This window comes from Conyzicola sp. (genome assembly GCF_057073975.1).
Genome location: NZ_JBXMIS010000007.1, coordinates 1 through 16,597, shown reverse-complemented (window position 1 = coordinate 16,597; position 16,597 = coordinate 1). Strand labels below are relative to the sequence as shown.

At 66.5% G+C, this 16,597-nt stretch carries 15 protein-coding genes; 7 read left to right on the top strand and 8 right to left on the bottom strand.

The features are described from left to right. The coding region (locus AC14A7_RS00555; protein WP_484005923.1) for a dihydrofolate reductase family protein at nucleotides 1-664 on the top strand (664 nt) is incomplete at its 5' end. Here AC14A7_RS00555 and AC14A7_RS00550 read toward each other — a convergent pair. Beyond that, the gene (locus AC14A7_RS00550; RefSeq protein ID WP_484005922.1) at nucleotides 637-1,854 is read right to left on the bottom strand and encodes an alpha/beta hydrolase family protein; all 1,218 of its coding nucleotides are present in this window, start codon (nucleotides 1,852-1,854) and stop codon (nucleotides 637-639) included. The two genes, AC14A7_RS00555 and AC14A7_RS00550, sit on opposite strands and share 28 nt — an antisense overlap. A gap of 97 nt (nucleotides 1,855-1,951) precedes the next feature. On the opposite strand from AC14A7_RS00550, the gene AC14A7_RS00545 reads away from it, so the two are divergent. The 4 genes from AC14A7_RS00545 (at nucleotide 1,952) to AC14A7_RS00530 (ending at nucleotide 7,191) form a co-directional block, all read left to right on the top strand. Next, entirely contained in the window at nucleotides 1,952-2,524 is a 573-nt protein-coding gene (locus tag AC14A7_RS00545) for a DUF3000 domain-containing protein (RefSeq protein ID WP_484005920.1), read from the top strand. Nucleotides 2,525-2,597: 73 nt separating this feature from the next. Beyond that, the gene (locus tag AC14A7_RS00540; RefSeq protein WP_484005926.1) at nucleotides 2,598-3,776 is read left to right on the top strand and encodes an HRDC domain-containing protein; all 1,179 of its coding nucleotides are present in this window, start codon (nucleotides 2,598-2,600) and stop codon (nucleotides 3,774-3,776) included. A 74-nt stretch (nucleotides 3,777-3,850) separates the two neighbouring features. Further along, nucleotides 3,851-5,053, top strand: coding sequence for a thiolase family protein (locus AC14A7_RS00535; RefSeq protein ID WP_484005918.1), 1,203 nt, complete (start codon nucleotides 3,851-3,853; stop codon nucleotides 5,051-5,053). Nucleotides 5,054-5,055: 2 nt separating this feature from the next. Continuing rightward, the gene (locus AC14A7_RS00530) at nucleotides 5,056-7,191 is read left to right on the top strand and encodes a 3-hydroxyacyl-CoA dehydrogenase NAD-binding domain-containing protein (RefSeq protein WP_484005916.1); all 2,136 of its coding nucleotides are present in this window, start codon (nucleotides 5,056-5,058) and stop codon (nucleotides 7,189-7,191) included. Nucleotides 7,192-7,204: 13 nt separating this feature from the next. Here the strand turns inward: AC14A7_RS00530 and AC14A7_RS00525 are convergent, their stop codons facing one another. The 6 genes from AC14A7_RS00525 to dut all read right to left on the bottom strand — a co-directional run bounded on the left by AC14A7_RS00525 (nucleotide 7,205) and on the right by dut (nucleotide 14,675). Then, complete coding sequence (locus AC14A7_RS00525; RefSeq protein WP_484005914.1) at nucleotides 7,205-7,879, bottom strand: hypothetical protein; 675 nt, start codon at nucleotides 7,877-7,879, stop codon at nucleotides 7,205-7,207. Beyond that, nucleotides 7,876-9,843 (bottom strand): 1-deoxy-D-xylulose-5-phosphate synthase, encoded by a 1,968-nt coding sequence (gene dxs, locus AC14A7_RS00520; RefSeq protein ID WP_484005913.1) that lies wholly within the window; start codon nucleotides 9,841-9,843, stop codon nucleotides 7,876-7,878. The genes AC14A7_RS00525 and dxs overlap by 4 nt, the downstream gene beginning before the upstream one ends. Before the next feature lie 9 nt (nucleotides 9,844-9,852). Then, nucleotides 9,853-12,663 (bottom strand): aconitate hydratase AcnA, encoded by a 2,811-nt coding sequence (gene acnA / locus AC14A7_RS00515; RefSeq protein ID WP_484005911.1) that lies wholly within the window; start codon nucleotides 12,661-12,663, stop codon nucleotides 9,853-9,855. A gap of 172 nt (nucleotides 12,664-12,835) precedes the next feature. Then, entirely contained in the window at nucleotides 12,836-13,588 is a 753-nt protein-coding gene (locus AC14A7_RS00510; RefSeq protein WP_484005909.1) for a DUF3159 domain-containing protein, read from the bottom strand. Next, nucleotides 13,588-14,166, bottom strand: a complete 579-nt coding sequence (locus tag AC14A7_RS00505) for a DUF3710 domain-containing protein (protein WP_484005924.1) — start codon at nucleotides 14,164-14,166, stop codon at nucleotides 13,588-13,590. The genes AC14A7_RS00510 and AC14A7_RS00505 overlap by 1 nt, the downstream gene beginning before the upstream one ends. 38 nt (nucleotides 14,167-14,204) lie before the next feature. Further along, nucleotides 14,205-14,675, bottom strand: a complete 471-nt coding sequence (gene dut, locus AC14A7_RS00500; protein WP_484005907.1) for a dUTP diphosphatase — start codon at nucleotides 14,673-14,675, stop codon at nucleotides 14,205-14,207. Nucleotides 14,676-14,730: 55 nt separating this feature from the next. On the opposite strand from dut, the gene AC14A7_RS00495 reads away from it, so the two are divergent. Then, nucleotides 14,731-15,165, top strand: a complete 435-nt coding sequence (locus tag AC14A7_RS00495) for a DUF3093 domain-containing protein (RefSeq protein WP_484005905.1) — start codon at nucleotides 14,731-14,733, stop codon at nucleotides 15,163-15,165. On the opposite strand, the gene AC14A7_RS00490 is transcribed toward AC14A7_RS00495, so the two are convergent. Continuing rightward, on the bottom strand, nucleotides 15,162-15,455 hold the full coding sequence (locus tag AC14A7_RS00490; protein WP_484005903.1) for a DUF4193 domain-containing protein: 294 nt from the start codon (nucleotides 15,453-15,455) through the stop codon (nucleotides 15,162-15,164). The genes AC14A7_RS00495 and AC14A7_RS00490 overlap by 4 nt on opposite strands. A gap of 197 nt (nucleotides 15,456-15,652) precedes the next feature. Between AC14A7_RS00490 and sepH the strand changes: the two genes are divergently transcribed. Continuing rightward, the coding region (gene sepH / locus AC14A7_RS00485; protein WP_484005902.1) for a septation protein SepH at nucleotides 15,653-16,597 on the top strand (945 nt) is incomplete at its 3' end.

Genomic DNA, 16,597 nt, shown 5'->3' with positions numbered 1-16,597 from the left:
CGCGGTCCTGGAGTACGTTCCGGGAGAGACGCTGCGCGACCTCCTGCAGCGCCACGGCAGGTTCCCCTTGCCGGATGCCGCGGCGCTCATGGCGCAACTGCTGGATGCCCTGAGCTTCCTGCATGTGCGCCACACCCCGGCGGACCGCCGCATCCTCGGCGTCATCAGCGAACTCGCCGACGTGGTGCTGATCGGCGCGGAATCGGTGCGGGCCGAGGGCTACCTTCAGCCGCGGCGCTCCCGAATCGCCATCGTCACCTCGACCGGCGACCTCGCCGGGCACCGCCTCGAACGCACCGACGGCCCTGCCCCCATCGTGATCTGCCCGGCCTCGGCAGCCGAGAGAGTCGCTTTGACAATCGAGAACCCCGAGCTGCTGGTCGTCGACGACACCAACGGCCGCATCGCGCCGGCCGCGGTCATCGGGGCGCTGCGATCCCTCTCCCTCACCTCGATCGTCTGCGAGGGCGGGCCAGGGCTGGCGGCGCAGCTCGTAGACGCCGGCCTTGTGCAGGAGTTCTGCCTTGCCACGAGTCCGAGAATCGGCGGAGCGCCATTCCCTGTGCTTGGCGGCACCCCGATCGCCGAACGGAACGCCGTGCTCACGAGCCTGCTCCGCGACGAGTCGAGCGGGCTCTACGCGCGCTGGTCGATCTCGGGCTGAATCGAGGCGGGTGCCTGATCGAGCGCGTGCAGCCAGGAGCGGATGGCTCCGTTCCAGCGCTGCTCGTCGTAGTTCCACAGCTTGGCGTGCCGCGCAACAGTGAACTCGTCGTAGGTCACGATGTCGGGGCGGAGGGCGGCGAGCGCACGCGATGCATCGACGGGCACGTAGCCGTCATCGGCACTGTGAAGGATAAGGGTCGGAACCGTCAGCTCCTCTGCCCGGGTCACGAGATCGAGGGCGTCGAGGTCGATCGGCTGCGAGAGGCCGGTGAAGGCCCCGCCCCACTCCGAGCCGATGAGACGCAGCACCCCACCGCGGATGACGTACGGCACCCCCATCGCACCGGCCTGGAAGTGCAGCACGCTGCGCCAGTCGATCACCGGGGACTCCAGCACCAGGCCGCGGATGAGGGCACGGTGCTTCGAGAGGATCGCACCCTGCAGAGACGTCGCGCCTCCCATCGACCAGCCCATGAGCACGATCTGGCGAGCACCGCGTGCCACGGCGAAGTCGAGCGCGGCCTCGAGGTCTCGCCATTCGGTTCCGCCGAGTGCATAGCGGCGGTCCTGGCTGTCGGGTGCCACGCCGTCATTGCGGTAGGAGATGAGCAGCGACGTGTAACCGGCGGCTCGGAAGACCGGGACGGCCCTGATGGTCTCCGAACGGGTTACTCCGCGGCCGTGCACCTGGATGACCCAGCGGTCACCGTCGCCCTCCGCCGGAATCAGCCACGCCGGTGCGGCACCGAGCGGGGAGTCGATCGCAACGTCCTCGACGGGCACCTCGAGCTGGCGAGGCGACAGGTAGAACCAGCCGCTGAATCGGGCCCTGGTAGCTGTCGCAGCGTCGCCGCGGTCGATGGCGACGAGCTCCCTCGTGACGGTGTGCTCATCCATGGAGAGGATCGCGCCGATGCGGATGTGGCCTTCGCCCTGGTCGAAGAGGAGTCCGTATCTACCCGGCGTTCTCGTGTCATCGGTCGCGGAGAGGGTGATGGTGGTTGCCGTCAGCGCGAGGATGCGGATGTCCTCGTCGCGTCTCCGAGGTACCTCGACGACCTTGCGGGCGACCACCACGCTCGCGGCCGCAGCAGCGATGGCGCTCACGACCGCCACGGCGGCGACTCCCACCCCGATGCCGATGCCGACACGAACCCCCAGAGGCGGCCGTGATCGTGTGTGCGCCATGCAGTGCTCCCCTAGGCTTCGACGGACCGAAAACGGCGTGCCTCTCCAGAAAAGTAGCAAGAAAGCCTAGTCTTCACCTGTGCCTGACACTCAAGAAGTGCAAGTCCCCGCGCCATTCCGCGCGGCCTTGGACTCGGTGCACGCCGCCGTGACACGGGCAGAGCTCGTCGTGACAGAGATCGCCGCGCCGGCAGGGCTCGCCCCGTGGTCAATTGCCCTTGCCGCCGATGTCGTTCCAGCACGCCACAGCTCTGACTCCGACCTCGGCACCGGCCGTTTCGTGCTGCTCTACGACCCGGAGGAGCCAGATGCGTGGGGCGGGCCGTTCCGCGTGGTCTGCTTCGCCCAGGCACCGCTCGAGGCAGAGATCGGCGTCGACCCGTTCATCGCCGACGTCGCCTGGTCGTGGCTGCTCGATGCCCTCGACTCCCGCGGTGCCGCCTACGAGTCCGCGTCCGGCACGGCGACCAAGACCCTCTCCACCGGCTTCGGCGAGCTCGCGACCCAGGCCGACGTCGCGCAGATCGAGCTGCGTGCCTCGTGGAGCCCCAGAAGCCATCAGCTCAGCACCCATGTCGAGGCGTGGGGCGAACTGCTCTGTATGCTGGCTGGTCTACCACCGGTAGAGGGCGCAAGCCTGTTGTCAGCACACAAGGCGGGTCGTGGTTAACAGCGAGAACGACGAGACGACTGCGAACGAGACCGTTCCGGCCGTCCAGGCACCGCACCACGCGGTCGACGTCATCACCGACCGGGCAGAGTACCTCGCTGCGGTCGATGCCCTCGCCGCCGGCACGGGGCCGATCGGGATCGATGCAGAGCGGGCATCCGGGTACCGCTACTCACAGCGTGCGTACCTGATCCAGGTGTTCCGTCGTGGCGCTGGCACCTTCCTGTTCGACCCGCCGGCTGTCGGATCGTTCACCGAGCTCAACGACGCCCTCGCCGACGAGGAATGGATACTGCACGCGGCAAGCCAGGACCTCACGTGCTTGCGAGAGGTCGGCATCGACCCTCAGCGCCTGTTCGACACGGAGCTCGCTGCCCGCCTTGCCGGGCTTGCCCGGGTCGGACTCGGCACCGTGGTCGAGGAGCTTCTCGGCATCCACCTCGCCAAGGAGCACTCCGCCGCGGACTGGTCGACCCGTCCCCTTCCGCAGGCATGGCTCGTGTATGCGGCCCTCGACGTCGAACTGCTCGTCGACCTCCGGGAGGCGCTCGGCGCGATCCTCGAGCGTGATGGCAAGACCCAGATCGCCGACGAGGAGTTCCGCGCAGTGCTCGCCCGTGACTTCGTCATCGTGCGGCAGGAGCCGTGGCGCCGTCTCAACGGCGTGCACTCCGTGCGGGGCGGGCGCAATCTCGCGGTCGCCCGTGAGCTGTGGAACGCCAGAGACCAGTACGCCCGCGAGATCGACACCGCGCCCGGTCGTCTCATCCCGGACGCAGCACTGACCGCGGTTGCCAAGACCCTGCCGGAGTCCAAGCGCGAGCTCGCCTCCCGCAAGGAGTTCACCGGCCGCGCCAGCAGGACGCAGCTCGACCGGTGGTGGGCGGCGATCGAGGCGGGGCTTGTATCGACCGACATTCCGACGCTGCGCGGCACGGGAGAGGCGATCCCTCCCCCGCGTGTCTGGGCCGACAAGAACCCCGAGGCTGACCGGCGGCTCAAGGCGGCGCGCGCGGCCGTGACGGTCGTCTCAGAGAACCTCAACATCCCCCTAGAGAACCTCCTCACACCAGACACGCTGCGCCGACTCGCCTGGGCCCCACCGGTGGAGGTTTCCATAGACGCCATCGCCGCGGAGCTCCGCGAACTGGGTGCGCGCGCGTGGCAGATTGACGCAACTGCACAGGTAATCCACGATGCCTTTGTAGATGCGAGCCAAAGCCCCGAAGAGGCCGAGCTTCCCGCTTCGTAGGAACAGTCAAAGGATTCAGCCCCCAAATCAGGCGCGCTTAAAATCCTTGGAGTACGTCTACTAGTGGAGGCATTGTGGCCGAGAGAGCTGAAGTCGTTTTCGTCGACGGAGTACGAACCCCGTTCGGACGGGCCGGCGAGAAGGGCATGTACTGGAACACGAGGGCTGACGATCTCATCGTCAAGGCGATGATCGGCCTCGTCGACCGCAACCCCAACCTCCCGAAAGACCGTGTGGACGATGTCGGTATCGCTGCGACGACGCAGCAGGGCGATCAGGGTCTCACGCTTGGCCGCACGGCGGCTCTGCTGGCGGGGCTCCCCACCTCTGTTCCCGGCTACGCCCTCGACCGCATGTGCGCCGGCGCGATGACCACGGTCACCACGATCGGAGGCGCCATCGCGTTTGGCGCCTACGACATCGGCATCGCCGGTGGCGTGGAGCACATGGGCCGCCACCCCATGGGACTGGACGCCGACCCCAACCCGCGGTTCCTCGCGGAGAAGCTCGTGAGCCCAGACGCCCTCAACATGGGCAACACGGCGGAACGTCTGCACGATCGCTTTCCTGCACTGACCAAGGAACGGGCAGACCGCTTCGGCATGCTCAGCCAGCAGAAGGTGCAGGCCGCCTACGACGCCGGCAAGATCCAGCCGGATCTCGTGCCCGTCGCCATCAAGAGCGAGGCCGGATGGGGGCTCGCCACAGAAGACGAGGGTCGCCGCCCGGAGACCACCATGGAGGGCCTCGCAGCCCTCAAGACACCCTTCCGCCCGCACGGCCGCGTGACGGCAGGCAACTCCTCCCCCCTGACCGATGGCGCCACCGTCTCGCTCATCGCGAGCGAGCAGGCCGCGAAGGAGCTCGATCTCGGCTTCAAGATGCGCATGGTGAGCTTCGGCTTCGCCGGAGTCGACCCGGAGGTCATGGGCCTCGGACCGGTGCCGAGCACCGAGAAGGCGCTGCGCAAGGCGGGCCTGACGATCGACGACATCGGCGCGTTCGAGCTGAACGAGGCGTTCAGCGTTCAGGTTCTCTCCTTCCTCGACCACTTCGGCATCGCCGATGACGACCCCCGGGTCAACCCGTGGGGCGGGGCTATCGCCATCGGACACCCGCTCGCATCCAGCGGCGTTCGCCTCATGATCCAGCTCGCCCGTCAGTTCGAGGAGCTGCCGCACGTTCGCTACGGCGTCACGGCGATGTGCGTCGGCCTCGGCCAGGGCGGATCCATCATCTGGGAGAACCCCCACTTCGACGGCAAGAAGGGCAAGTAGAGATGGCCTACGACTTCACCCCGGAGTACTTCTCCGGTCTCACGGCCCTGTCAGACGACGAGGTCGTCACGCACTCCTACGTGCGCGACGTGCCGCTCTCCAACGGACGAGTGCTGGCCCTTCTCACCCTCGACAACGGTCGCGACCACACGAGGCCAAGCACCCTCGGGCCAGTCACCCTGCTCGAGCTCTCTGCCGCCCTCGATGCGCAGAAGGCACGTGCTGCCGCCGGCGAGATCCACGGCGTCGCGGTCACGGGCAAGCCGTTCATCCTCGCGGCGGGGGCCGACCTCAGCAAGGTCAGCGACATCCCGAGCCACGAGTTTGCCAAGCAGATGGCAGAGCTCGGCCACTGGACGCTCGGCAAGCTGAGTGAGCTCGGTGTTCCGTCGTTCGTCTTCATCAACGGACTCGCGCTCGGCGGCGGCACGGAGATCGCGCTCAACGCCGACTACCGCACTGTCGACCGCTCGATCGCGGCGCTCGCGCTTCCCGAGGTGTTCCTCGGCATCATCCCGGGCTGGGGCGGCGCCTGGCTCCTTCCGAACCTCATCGGCATCGAGAACGCTCTCAAGGTCGTCATCGAGAACCCGCTGAAGAACAACAGAACCCTCAAGGGCCAGGACGTGTTCGACCTCGGCATCGCCGACGCGATCTTCGAACCGGCGAACTTCCTCGAGGACTCGATTCGCTGGGCCGACGGCGTGATCGCCGGAACCGTCAAGGTCAAGCGCCCCAACGAGCCGGGCAAGATCGAGCGAACCGTTAAGTGGCCGATCGCCATCGACATTGCGACCAAGCAACTTGAGAGCAAGATCGGCAAAGTCGCGAAAGCACCGTACACGGCCCTTGAGCTGCTCAAGGCCGCGAGGAACACCGACAAGCACACCGGCTTCCGCGCTGAAGACAAGGCACTTGCCGATCTCATCTCCGGCGACCAGTTCCGCGCGAGCATCTATGCGTTCAACCTCGTGCAGAAGCGGGCGAAGAGGCCGGCTGGGGCACCTGACAAGGCGCTCGCCAGGAAGGTGACGAAGGTCGGCATCATCGGTGCTGGCCTCATGGCCTCGCAGTTCGCGCTGCTGTTCGTGCGACGCCTCAAGGTGCCGGTCGTCATCACCGACCTCGACCAGGCACGCGTCGACAAGGGAGTCAAGTACATCCACGATGAGATCGACGCCCTTGCCGCCAAGGGCCGGCTGAACTCCGACGACACCAACCAGCTGAAGGCGCTTGTCACCGGCACGACCGACAAAGCAGACTTCGCGGCCTGCGACTGGGTGATCGAGGCGATCTTCGAGGAGCTCGAGGCCAAGCAGAACGTCTTCGCCGAGGTGGAGCAGTACATCTCGCCGGAGGCGATCCTGGCCACCAATACGTCATCCCTGTCGGTGGAGCAGATCGGGTCGAAGCTGGCACACCCGGAGCGTGTTGTCGGGTTCCATTTCTTCAATCCTGTTGCGGTCATGCCTCTTATCGAGGTCGTACGCACCCCGCACACCAACGATGAGTCGCTCGCCACGGCGATGGCAACGGCGGCGAAGCTCTACAAGAACGCGGTGATCACCAAGGACACACCGGGCTTCGTGGTCAACCGCATCCTCGCCAAGGTGCTCGGCGAGGCCATGCACGCGGTCGACACCGGAACGCCGTTCGAGGTTGTCGAGGAGTCGACCCGTCCGTTCGGGCTGCCGATGACCCCGTTCGAGCTGCTCGAACTCGTCGGGCTCAAGGTCGGTGCGCACGTGCTCGATACGCACCACGCCGCGTTCCCTGACCGCTTCTTCGAGAGCAAGAACCTGCACAAGCTGGCGGAGCTCGGGCGGATCTTCGGTCGCGACGCCAAGGGCAAGGCAACCGGGATCGACAAGGAGGCCCTCAAGATCGTCGCAGGGGGAACCACGCCGATGACCGCAGCGGAGCTGCAGGTGCGCATCGAAGACGGCCTCGCTGACGAGATCAAGCGCATGCTCGACGACAAGGTCGTCGATGCAGCGGAAGACATCGACCTGTGCCTCATCCTCGGCGCAGGCTACCCGTTCCAGATGGGTGGCGCGACACCGTACCTCGACCGTGTCGGAGCGTCTGAGCGCGCATTCGGCGGCACGTTCCACAACCCGCCTATTCGCGGACTGTAGGCCAGTTCAACGGCTACTCGCCGGTCGAACCCGCGTTGGGGTCGATCGGCGGGCCGTTGCTGGTGGGCGCTGTCGTCGTCGTCACCGGCGCGGCCTCCGCCACCGCGCGAACCGCGGTGAGCGTGTACTCCGTTGTGGTGGAGGCTGGCGTACGGGCGCAGCCCGCCTCGATTGCCTCCGGCGTCAGAGAGTCGGTGAGGGTCATCGTTCCCTCCAGGGTCGAGGCCTTGGACTCGTCAGCGGCCTCGTTGGCGAGCACCGTCAACTCCACTGCGGCGGTATAGGCGTAGCCATTGGCAACGAGCACCGCTCCGGTGTCCTGACGAAGGCAGTTGAGGAACCCGCTGAACTCGTAGCGGATGACGTCACCCGCTGACTCGAACGTGGTCGTGTCGCGCACAGCTGTGGTCGGCCCGCTGCGTACGGACCCGGTGCAGGGGCCGCCAGAGCAGGTGATGTCGAAGAAGCTGAGCGCACGCGTGCTCACGGCGGCAGCGGCGCGCGCCGGATTGAGTGTGTCGTCAGACGAGACCACGGTTCGCGTCAGCGTCCACTCCCCGTTGATGTCCGACTGCTCCGATGCGTCGACGGTGGCCGATGCGGTCGGCTTCGGCTGCGGAGTACCCGCGCAGCCTGTGGCGGCCAGCGCAACGAGCGCCCCGACGAGAAGGGCAGAACCGAGCCTCACGAACGGCGGTCCTCGTGATCGGACTCGAATGAGGAGTCTGGAGTGCGGTCGTCGTCATCGCCGGGAAGAGGGCGGGCAATGGGGATCTTGCTGCCGAGCACCTGCGACACCACATCACGGGCGATCTGCTGCGGAGTGAGTCCGACGCGCTCGAGGATCTCCTCCCGCGTGCCATGGTCGAGGAACTCGTCGGGGAGCCCGAGCTCCGTCACCGCAGTGTCGACGCCGGCGGCACGGAGGTCCTGTCGCACCCGGGTGCCGATACCGGCGACGCGCACGCCGTCCTCGATGGTGATGACGATGCGGTGGTCCTTGGCGAGCTCGATGATGCTGCCCGGCACGGGTACAACCCAGCGCGGGTCGACCACCGTTGCCCCGATCCCCTGCGCGGCAAGTCGCTCTGCCACCTGGAGTCCGATGGTCGCCATCGGCCCGACGGTGACGATGAGCACGTCTTTGTGGGCCGCCTCGCGCAGGATGTCGGCTCCGTCATCCGTGCGCCTGACCGCGTCGAACTCGTTGCCGACGCTGCCCTTGGAGAAACGCAGCACGGTTGGGGCATCCTCGACCAGCACGGCCTCCGCCAGCTCCTCGCGCAGTCGTGTGGCGTCGCGAGGAGCCGCGATGCGGATGTGGGGAACAACCTGGAGCAGCGCGAGATCCCACATGCCGTGATGGCTCGGGCCGTCGGGACCGGTGACACCGGCACGGTCGAGCACGAAGGTGACGCCAGCGCGATGGAGGCCGACATCCATCAGGATCTGGTCGAAGGCCCGGTTGACGAAGGTCGCGTAGAGCGCGACAACGGGGTGCAGGCCGCCGAAGGCGAGTCCAGCGGCCGAGGTGACGGCGTGCTGCTCTGCGATGCCGACGTCGAGCACGCGCTCCGGGTACTTCTCTGCGAACTTGTGCAGGCCGACCGGTCGCAGCATAGCCGCGGTGATACCGACGAGCGTGGGGTGCAGGTCGGCCAGACGCACCACCTCGTCGGCGAAGACGCTCGTCCACGACGGCTTGCTCGCGATCTCGATCGGCTCCCCCGTCTCCGGGTCGATCTGGCCCACCGCGTGGAACTGGTCGGCGACATCGGCCAGGGCGGGCTCATAGCCGCGGCCCTTCTCCGTGATCGCGTGCACGATGACGGGCGCGCCGTAGTTCTTCGCCTGCTGCAGCGCCTCCTCGAGGGCTCGCTGGTCGTGGCCGTGGATCGGGCCGAGGTACTTGATGTCGAGGTTCGAGTAGAGCGCCTCGTTATTGGTGAACCGGGCGAGGAACCCATGGGTGCCTCCGCGGATTCCGCGGTAGAAGGCGCGGCCCGGCGCGCCGAACATGCTGAAGAACTTGCGACTCGACGAGTAGAGGTTGCGGTAGGAGCGTCGGGTGCGAACGTTGTTGAGGAAGTGCGCCATGCCGCCGATGGTCGGGGCGTAGGAGCGGCCGTTGTCGTTGACGACGATGACGAGGTTGCGACTGTTGTCGTCGCTGATGTTGTTGAGAGCCTCCCACGTCATTCCGCCCGTCAGAGCACCGTCTCCGACGACAGCGACCACGTGGCGATCTGCCTGACCCGTCATCGTGAAGGCGCGTGAGATGCCGTCGGCCCAGCTCAGCGAGCTCGAGGCGTGCGAGCTCTCGACGATGTCGTGCACCGACTCGGATCTCTGAGGGTACCCGGCGATGCCGCCGAGCTGGCGAAGCCCGGTGAAGTCCTGTCGGCCCGTCAGCAGTTTGTGCACGTAGGTCTGGTGCCCGGTGTCGTACACGATGGCGTCTCGCGGAGAGTCGAACACACGGTGGATGGCGAGCGTGAGCTCGACGACACCGAGATTCGGCCCAAGGTGGCCGCCGGTCTTCGACACGTTGGCGACGAGGAACTCGCGGATCTCGTCCGCGAGCTCGCCCATCTGCGCCTGACTGAGGCCGTCGAGGTCGCGAGGGCCGCTGATGCCCTCAAGAATTCCCATAACGGGAGCCTAAACCAGAGACCTCAACACGTACTGCAGGATGCCGCCGTTGCGGTAGTAGTCGGCCTCACCGGGCGTGTCTATGCGCAGCACTGCGTCGAACTCCACGGTCTGCTTGCCCTCCGCCGAGTCGGCCGTCGGCTCAGCGACAACGTGGAGCGTCTTCGGGGTGCGGCCCTCGTTGAGCTCCTCGACGCCGGTGATCGTGATCGACTCCGTTCCGTCGAGACCGAGCGAGGCCCAGGTCTCGCCGGCGGGGAACTGCAGCGGGAGCACGCCCATGCCGATCAGGTTGGAGCGGTGGATGCGCTCGAAGCTCTCGGTGATGACAGCCTTCACGCCGAGCAGCGAGGTTCCCTTCGCCGCCCAGTCGCGGCTCGAGCCGGAGCCGTACTCCTTGCCGCCGAGGATGACCAGCGGCGTGCCTGCCGCCTGGTAGTTCTGGGAGGCGTCGTAGATGAACGACTGGGGGCCGCCATCCTGAGTGAAGTCGCGGGTATAGCCGCCCTCGACGCCATCCAAGAGCTGGTTCTTGAGACGGATGTTGGCGAAGGTTCCGCGGATCATGACCTCATGGTTGCCGCGGCGCGATCCGTAGGAGTTGTAGTCCTTGCGCTCGACACCGTGGGCGTCGAGGTACTTGCCGGCTGGAGTGTCGCCCTTGATGTTGCCGGCCGGGCTGATGTGGTCGGTGGTGACGGAGTCACCGAGGGTCGCGAGCACGCGCGCGCCGGTGATGGATGTGACCGGGGTCAGCTCCATCGTCATGCCGTCGAAGTACGGGGGCTTGCGAACGTAGGTGGACTCCGCGTCCCACTCGAACGTCGCACCGGTCGGCGTCGGCAGCGAGCGCCAGCGCTCGTCGCCGTCGAAGACTCCCGCGTACTGGGTGTCGAACATGTCGGTGTCGATCGAGGAGTCGATCGTCGCCTGCACCTCGGCCGCATCCGGCCAGATGTCGGCGAGGAAGACGTCTTTGCCGTCGGTGTCGGTGCCGAGGGCGTCCTTCTCGAAGTCGAAGTTCATCGACCCGGCGAGGGCGTAGGCGATGACGAGCGGTGGGCTCGCGAGGTAGTTCATCTTCACGTCGGGGTTGATTCGACCCTCGAAGTTGCGGTTACCGGAGAGCACCGCGGTGACGGCGAGGTCGTTCTCGTTCACCGCTGCCGAGATCTCGTCGATGAGCGGACCGGAGTTGCCGATGCACGTCGTGCAGCCGTAGCCGACGGTGTAGAAGCCGAGGTCTTCGAGGTACTCGGTGAGGCCGGCCTTGGCGTAGTAGTCGGTGACGACCTTCGAGCCGGGCGCGAGGGTGGTCTTGACCCACGGCTTGGACTTCAGGCCCTTCTTGCTCGCGTTGCGGGCCAGGAGGCCGGCCGCGAGCATCACGCTCGGGTTGGAGGTGTTGGTGCAGCTCGTGATGGCGGCGATCGCGACGGCGCCGTGGTCGATCGTGAACTTCGTGCCGTCTTCGAGGGTGACCTTCGAGGGGTGCGAGACGGTGCTGGGGCTGTGAGAGACGTGGGCGACCTCGTGGGCCGACTCCTCATCCTCTGGAGTGAGCCCGATCGGGTCGGAGGCCGGGAAGGTGCCCTCGATGGCCTCGTCGACCTTCGAGTGGTCCATCGACGCGTAGGCGTTGAGGTCGATCTCGAACTGGCTCTTCGCGTTGCTCAGCTCGACGCGGTCCTGCGGGCGCTTCGGCCCCGCGATCGACGGCACGACCGTCGAGAGGTCGAGCTCGATGTACTCGCTGAACACCGGCTCGACCGCCGGGTCATGCCAGAGCTTCTGGAGCTTGGAGTAGGCCTCGACGAGTGCGACCTGCTTGTCGCTGCGACCGGTGAGTCGAAGGTAGTCGAGGGTGACGTCGTCGATCGGGAACATGGCGGCCGTCGAGCCGAACTCCGGGCTCATGTTGCCGATGGTGGCGCGGTTCGCCAGGGGAACCTGGGCGACGCCCTCGCCGTAGAACTCGACGAACTTGCCGACGACCCCGTGCTTGCGAAGCATCTGGGTGATCGTGAGCACGACATCCGTTGCCGTCACCCCGGTCGGGATGGCGCCAGAGAGCTTGAAGCCGACGACCTTGGGGATGAGCATGGAGACGGGCTGGCCGAGCATGGCCGCCTCTGCCTCGATGCCGCCGACGCCCCAGCCGAGCACGCCGAGGCCGTTGACCATGGTGGTGTGCGAGTCGGTGCCGACGCATGTGTCGGGGTAGGCGCGGAGGATGCCGTCGACGGTGCGCGTGAACGTCACCTGCGCCAGGTACTCGATGTTCACCTGGTGAACGATGCCCGTTCCCGGCGGAACGACCTTGAAGTCGTCAAAGGCCGTCTGGCCCCAGCGCAGGAACTGGTAGCGCTCGCCGTTGCGCTCGTACTCGATCTCGACGTTGCGCTCTAGGGCGTTCTCCGTGCCGAACAGGTCGGCGATGACGGAGTGGTCGATGACCATCTCGGCTGGCGAGAGCGGGTTGATCTTGGTGGGGTCTCCCCCGAGCGAGGCCACAGCCTCACGCATGGTGGCGAGGTCGACGATGCACGGCACGCCGGTGAAGTCCTGCATGACGACGCGGGCGGGAGAGAACTGGATCTCGGTGTCGGGCTCCGAGGTCGGAACCCAGGAGCCGAGGGCCTCGATCTGACCCTTGGTGACGTTGGCGCCATCCTCGGTGCGAAGCAGGTTCTCGAGCAGCACCTTGAGGCTGAACGGGAGCTTCTCGTGGCCCGGAACCGTGTCGACCCGGAAGACCTCGTAGTCTGTGCCGTCGAGCGTGAGCGTGTGCTTCGATCCGAAGCTGTCAATTGCGGACATGATGCCGTCTCCCTTGCTGCGAACCCTCTGAACTGCGCGGTCAATCCTCGCTGCCAGCAGGCACCGCTGCCAGCAAGGCAAGCCTAAGCCTGCAGTGCACGAGCAGACCCTGCGGGAGGGGACTCCGCTGCAAGTATATATCTCGACGTCAAGATACTTTCGGTGCCACTGGCTACTCTGCCGCTGTCGCCTCGTCGGCTGGCGCCTGTGCTGTCGACGTGTCGGCTGGCGGATAGAGGCTCCGCACAATGATCCAGGTGATCCAGAGCACCAGCGCGTAGAACGGCACGCCGAGGATGAGCTTGGCGGTGCTGAGCGCTGCGGTCTCTCCCGCAATGTAGAGCGGAACCTCGACAGCGAGACGGATGCCGAAGAGGGCCACCCACAGCCACGTCGCGCTGGTCAGCACACGGCGCGCACGGCGCTTCTCGCGCCATCCGGCAGCCCGCTCCCCGAGCAGAGCGGCAACGACGAACCCGATGATCGGACGACGGATGACGAGGCTCACGACCATCGCGACCAGGAGTGCCGCATTGAGCAGCATGCCCGGCACGAAGTTGTTGTTGGCATTGTTGGTCGCGATCGCGAGAAATGCCGTGATGCCGACGCCGACGGCCCCCGTGATCGCCGGGGTGACCGGGGCCTTCTGCACGATGCGGATGACGACGAAAACCGCGGCTAGGCCGAGCGGCACAAGGGCGGCGGCCATCAGCTGCTGCTGGTCGGGCAGGCGACCCTCGGTGGCGAGGAACACCACGAGGAAGGCGAAGCTCGGAAGGATCGACTCGACGAGCCCGCGGACGCCGCCGATTGCCGTCAGGATAGCCGTTCCGGTTGGCGCCTCGTCGGTCGAGACCTTCCCGAGATTCGACTTCTTAACCGCCGCCTCGAAGGCCTCGCCGACGTCTGGCTCTTTCTCTGCCATCAGCTTCCGGCCGGACCACTCGGCGGCATGTGAAGGGGAATGAGGTCGCGTGGGGGCATCGGCGTGCTGCCGCGAACCACGACGATGCTGCGGAACAGCTCCTCGATCTTGGCCGCGGCCGCGGGATCCACGATCGCCTCCCCGGCGATAACGCCGCGAAGGAACCAGCGCGGGCCGTCAACACCGACGAAGCGTGCGAGGCGGTTGCCGCCTGCGGTGCCTGGTGCGGAGACCGGGATCTGCGCCTGAACCTCCGGGCCGAAGGTGCCGGTCACGACGCGGGTCGTTCCGCCCTGCTTGTGGATCTGGTCGATGATCTGTGCGCGGATCTCATGCCACAGTCCGCTGTTGCGCGGCGCGGCGAACGGCTGCACCTGCAGCGTCGAGCCGGCGTAGTCGAGACCGACCGCAACGACGCGCTTGCTGCCCTCCTCCACCTCCAGTCGCAACTGGAGGTCTGCGCGCGGGAGGATCTTGACGCCACCGAGGTCGACATACGGCCGAACGGCGTTCGCCTCGCTCTCGTCGAGGGGACCAGCACTCGCGCGGTCCGGCGGAGCTGACTTCGCGTCGCCCATCGTCTCGACGGGTCCTGTTGTGTCGAATGGGCTGTCGCTCACGCGCTGCCTTCCTTCTGTGAATCCGGTGTGGGGTCGGAGTAGCCGGTCGAGCCGAAGCCGCCCTCACCACGATGGCTGCCCGGCAGCGTGTCGACGGGAATGAACGTCGCACGCGTCACGGGCATGACGATGAGCTGCGCGATCCGATCACCGACGGCGACAGCGTACGCCTCTGACCTGTCTGTATTCAGGATGGTGACGCGGATCTCGCCGCGGTAGCCGGCATCCACGGTTCCCGGGCTGTTCACCACGGTGATGCCGTGCTTCGACGCAAGTCCGCTGCGGGGAACCACGAATCCGGCATAGCCGTCGGGCAGCGCGATGGACACCCCGGTGCCAACCGTCGCACGCTGACCCGGCTCGAGCACGACCGCATCGGTGGACCGGAGGTCTGCACCGGCGTCGCCAGGATGCGCATAGGACGGCACAGTCTCTGCCGTGATCAGTACTTCGACGCTATCTGCCACCCCAGAAGGCTAGTGCAGAAGCCGTCGGCCTTCGAAAGTCTGGTCAAATGGAGCCATGACCACCTTCAGCGAGAGGCTATGGCCGTCGCCGTGGCTGTTCATCGCCACTGCCCTCGTGATTCCAGCCAGCTTCCTCGTCTTCCTCCCGATCAGTGTGCCGGCCGGCATCGCGACGGCTATCGGGCTGTATCTGGGATGCGTACTCATGCTCCTGCTCGCGTCACCGCGCATCGAGGTCACCGACACCGAGCTCGTGGCTGGGCGCGCACGCCTTCCTCGCTCCGTGGTGGCTGGAGCGACGGCCCACCTCGGCGAGGACGCGACGATGCAGCGTGGCCGAAGCCTCGACGCGCGCGCGTGGCTGCTCATTCGCGGCTGGGTCTCCCCCGTCGTCAGGATCGAGCTTGACGATGCGAACGACCCCACGCCGTACTGGCTCGTATCGACGAGGCGGCCAGAGGAACTCGTGGCCGCCCTGACGGCCGTCTAGGCTGCGCACTCCGCGCAGATCGGACCAAGCTTGGTCTGGTGGTCGATCTGCGAGCGGTGCTTCACCAGGAAGCAGTTCACGCAGGTGAACTCGTCTGCCTGAGGAGGAAGCACGACGACATCGAGGTCGTGGTCGGAGAGGTCGCCGCCCTCGAGCTCGAAGCTGCCGGGGTTGTCGGCGTCATCGACGTCGATCGAGCCCGAGGTCTTGTCAGGAACGCGCTCCTTCAGTGCCTCGATCGACTCAGCGTCGTCGTCGGTCTTACGGGGAGCGTCGTAATCGGTTGCCATGCCCATCCACTTCTTGATTGCCTATTGAAAACGAAATCGGCGCGCACAGTCTGCATGATCGGCTGGCTATTCGCAAACCCATTGCCAGGTGTCGTCGTCGCTGGGTGTGCAACCCGCGACCCGCCCGGTCTATTCCCCGAATTCTGCCCTTAGCGTGGCATCCTTGACGCGAATCGAGAGCGCTGGAGGGCGACTCAATGCAAGATCTCAGGGTAATCGGAGTGGAGAACGGCGCACTCCTTGTGGCATCAGACGACGGCGAACGGTACCGCATACCCATCGACGAGGTGCTGCAGTCGCGACTGCGCCAGACATCGCCAGACAACTCGGTCGGTCGCAAGCTGTCGCCGCGCGAGATTCAAGACCAGATCCGCTCCGGTATGTCGGCGGAGGATGTCGCGTCCGTCACCGGTATGGACGTCGAGTACGTCGAGAAGTACGAGCGGCCGATCATCGCGGAACGCGAGCACATGGTGGATTCGGCGCTCGGGGTTCCCGTGCACACCGCAATGGACACCGGCCAGGTCGCTGGTGGAACGAGCTTCGGCACGGTGATTCGCTCACGTCTGTCGGCGATCGGGGCAATCAACGAGCGCTGGGCCAGCTGGAAGGATCCGGCCACGGGCTGGGTCATCAAGCTCGCCTTCACATCCGACCAGATCGACCACGACGCTCGTTGGAGCTTCGACCCGCGCAAGCTCGCCCTCTCCCCGCTCAACAGCGAGGCGACGACCCTCTCCCAGCAGGGCGACGTGCCGACGGCGCTGGTTCCTCGACTGCGGGCCGTCGCGCAGGCGCCTGAGCCCGACGCGTCGAGGTTCGACAGCGGTGCATTCGTCGCAGAGGACCTCAAGGAGGCCGTGTCGCCCTCGCGGTTCGCGCCGACGAGCACACAGCAGCCCCTTCGAGCAGACTCCAATCAGACGGCAGACCTGCTCGACGCCCTTCGACGTCGACGAGGAGAGCGGGAATCCGCGTCGTTCGACGACGAGGCTGCCGTCGAGCCCGTGGTGAGCCCGCTGCACCCGTCGACCGGCAACATCCGGGTCGTCGACGTTCCGATGCCCGACTTCGCCGAGGCGACGAGCGCGGACTTCGCCCACAACGACGACAGCACTCCCGACAGCGAGCTGCGACCGACC

Bases quoted from the DNA above. Each gene is read 5' to 3' on its own strand.
- AC14A7_RS00550 (WP_484005922.1), bottom strand. From the start codon at position 1,854: ATGGCGCACACACGATCACGGCCGCCTCTGGGGGTTCGTGTCGGCATC.
- AC14A7_RS00530 (WP_484005916.1), top strand. From the start codon at position 5,056: ATGGCCTACGACTTCACCCCGGAGTACTTCTCCGGTCTCACGGCCCTG.
- dxs (WP_484005913.1), bottom strand. From the start codon at position 9,843: ATGGGAATTCTTGAGGGCATCAGCGGCCCTCGCGACCTCGACGGCCTC.
- acnA (WP_484005911.1), bottom strand. From the start codon at position 12,663: ATGTCCGCAATTGACAGCTTCGGATCGAAGCACACGCTCACGCTCGAC.
- AC14A7_RS00510 (WP_484005909.1), bottom strand. From the start codon at position 13,588: ATGGCAGAGAAAGAGCCAGACGTCGGCGAGGCCTTCGAGGCGGCGGTT.
- AC14A7_RS00505 (WP_484005924.1), bottom strand. From the start codon at position 14,166: ATGGGCGACGCGAAGTCAGCTCCGCCGGACCGCGCGAGTGCTGGTCCC.
- AC14A7_RS00495 (WP_484005905.1), top strand. From the start codon at position 14,731: ATGACCACCTTCAGCGAGAGGCTATGGCCGTCGCCGTGGCTGTTCATC.
- AC14A7_RS00490 (WP_484005903.1), bottom strand. From the start codon at position 15,455: ATGGCAACCGATTACGACGCTCCCCGTAAGACCGACGACGACGCTGAG.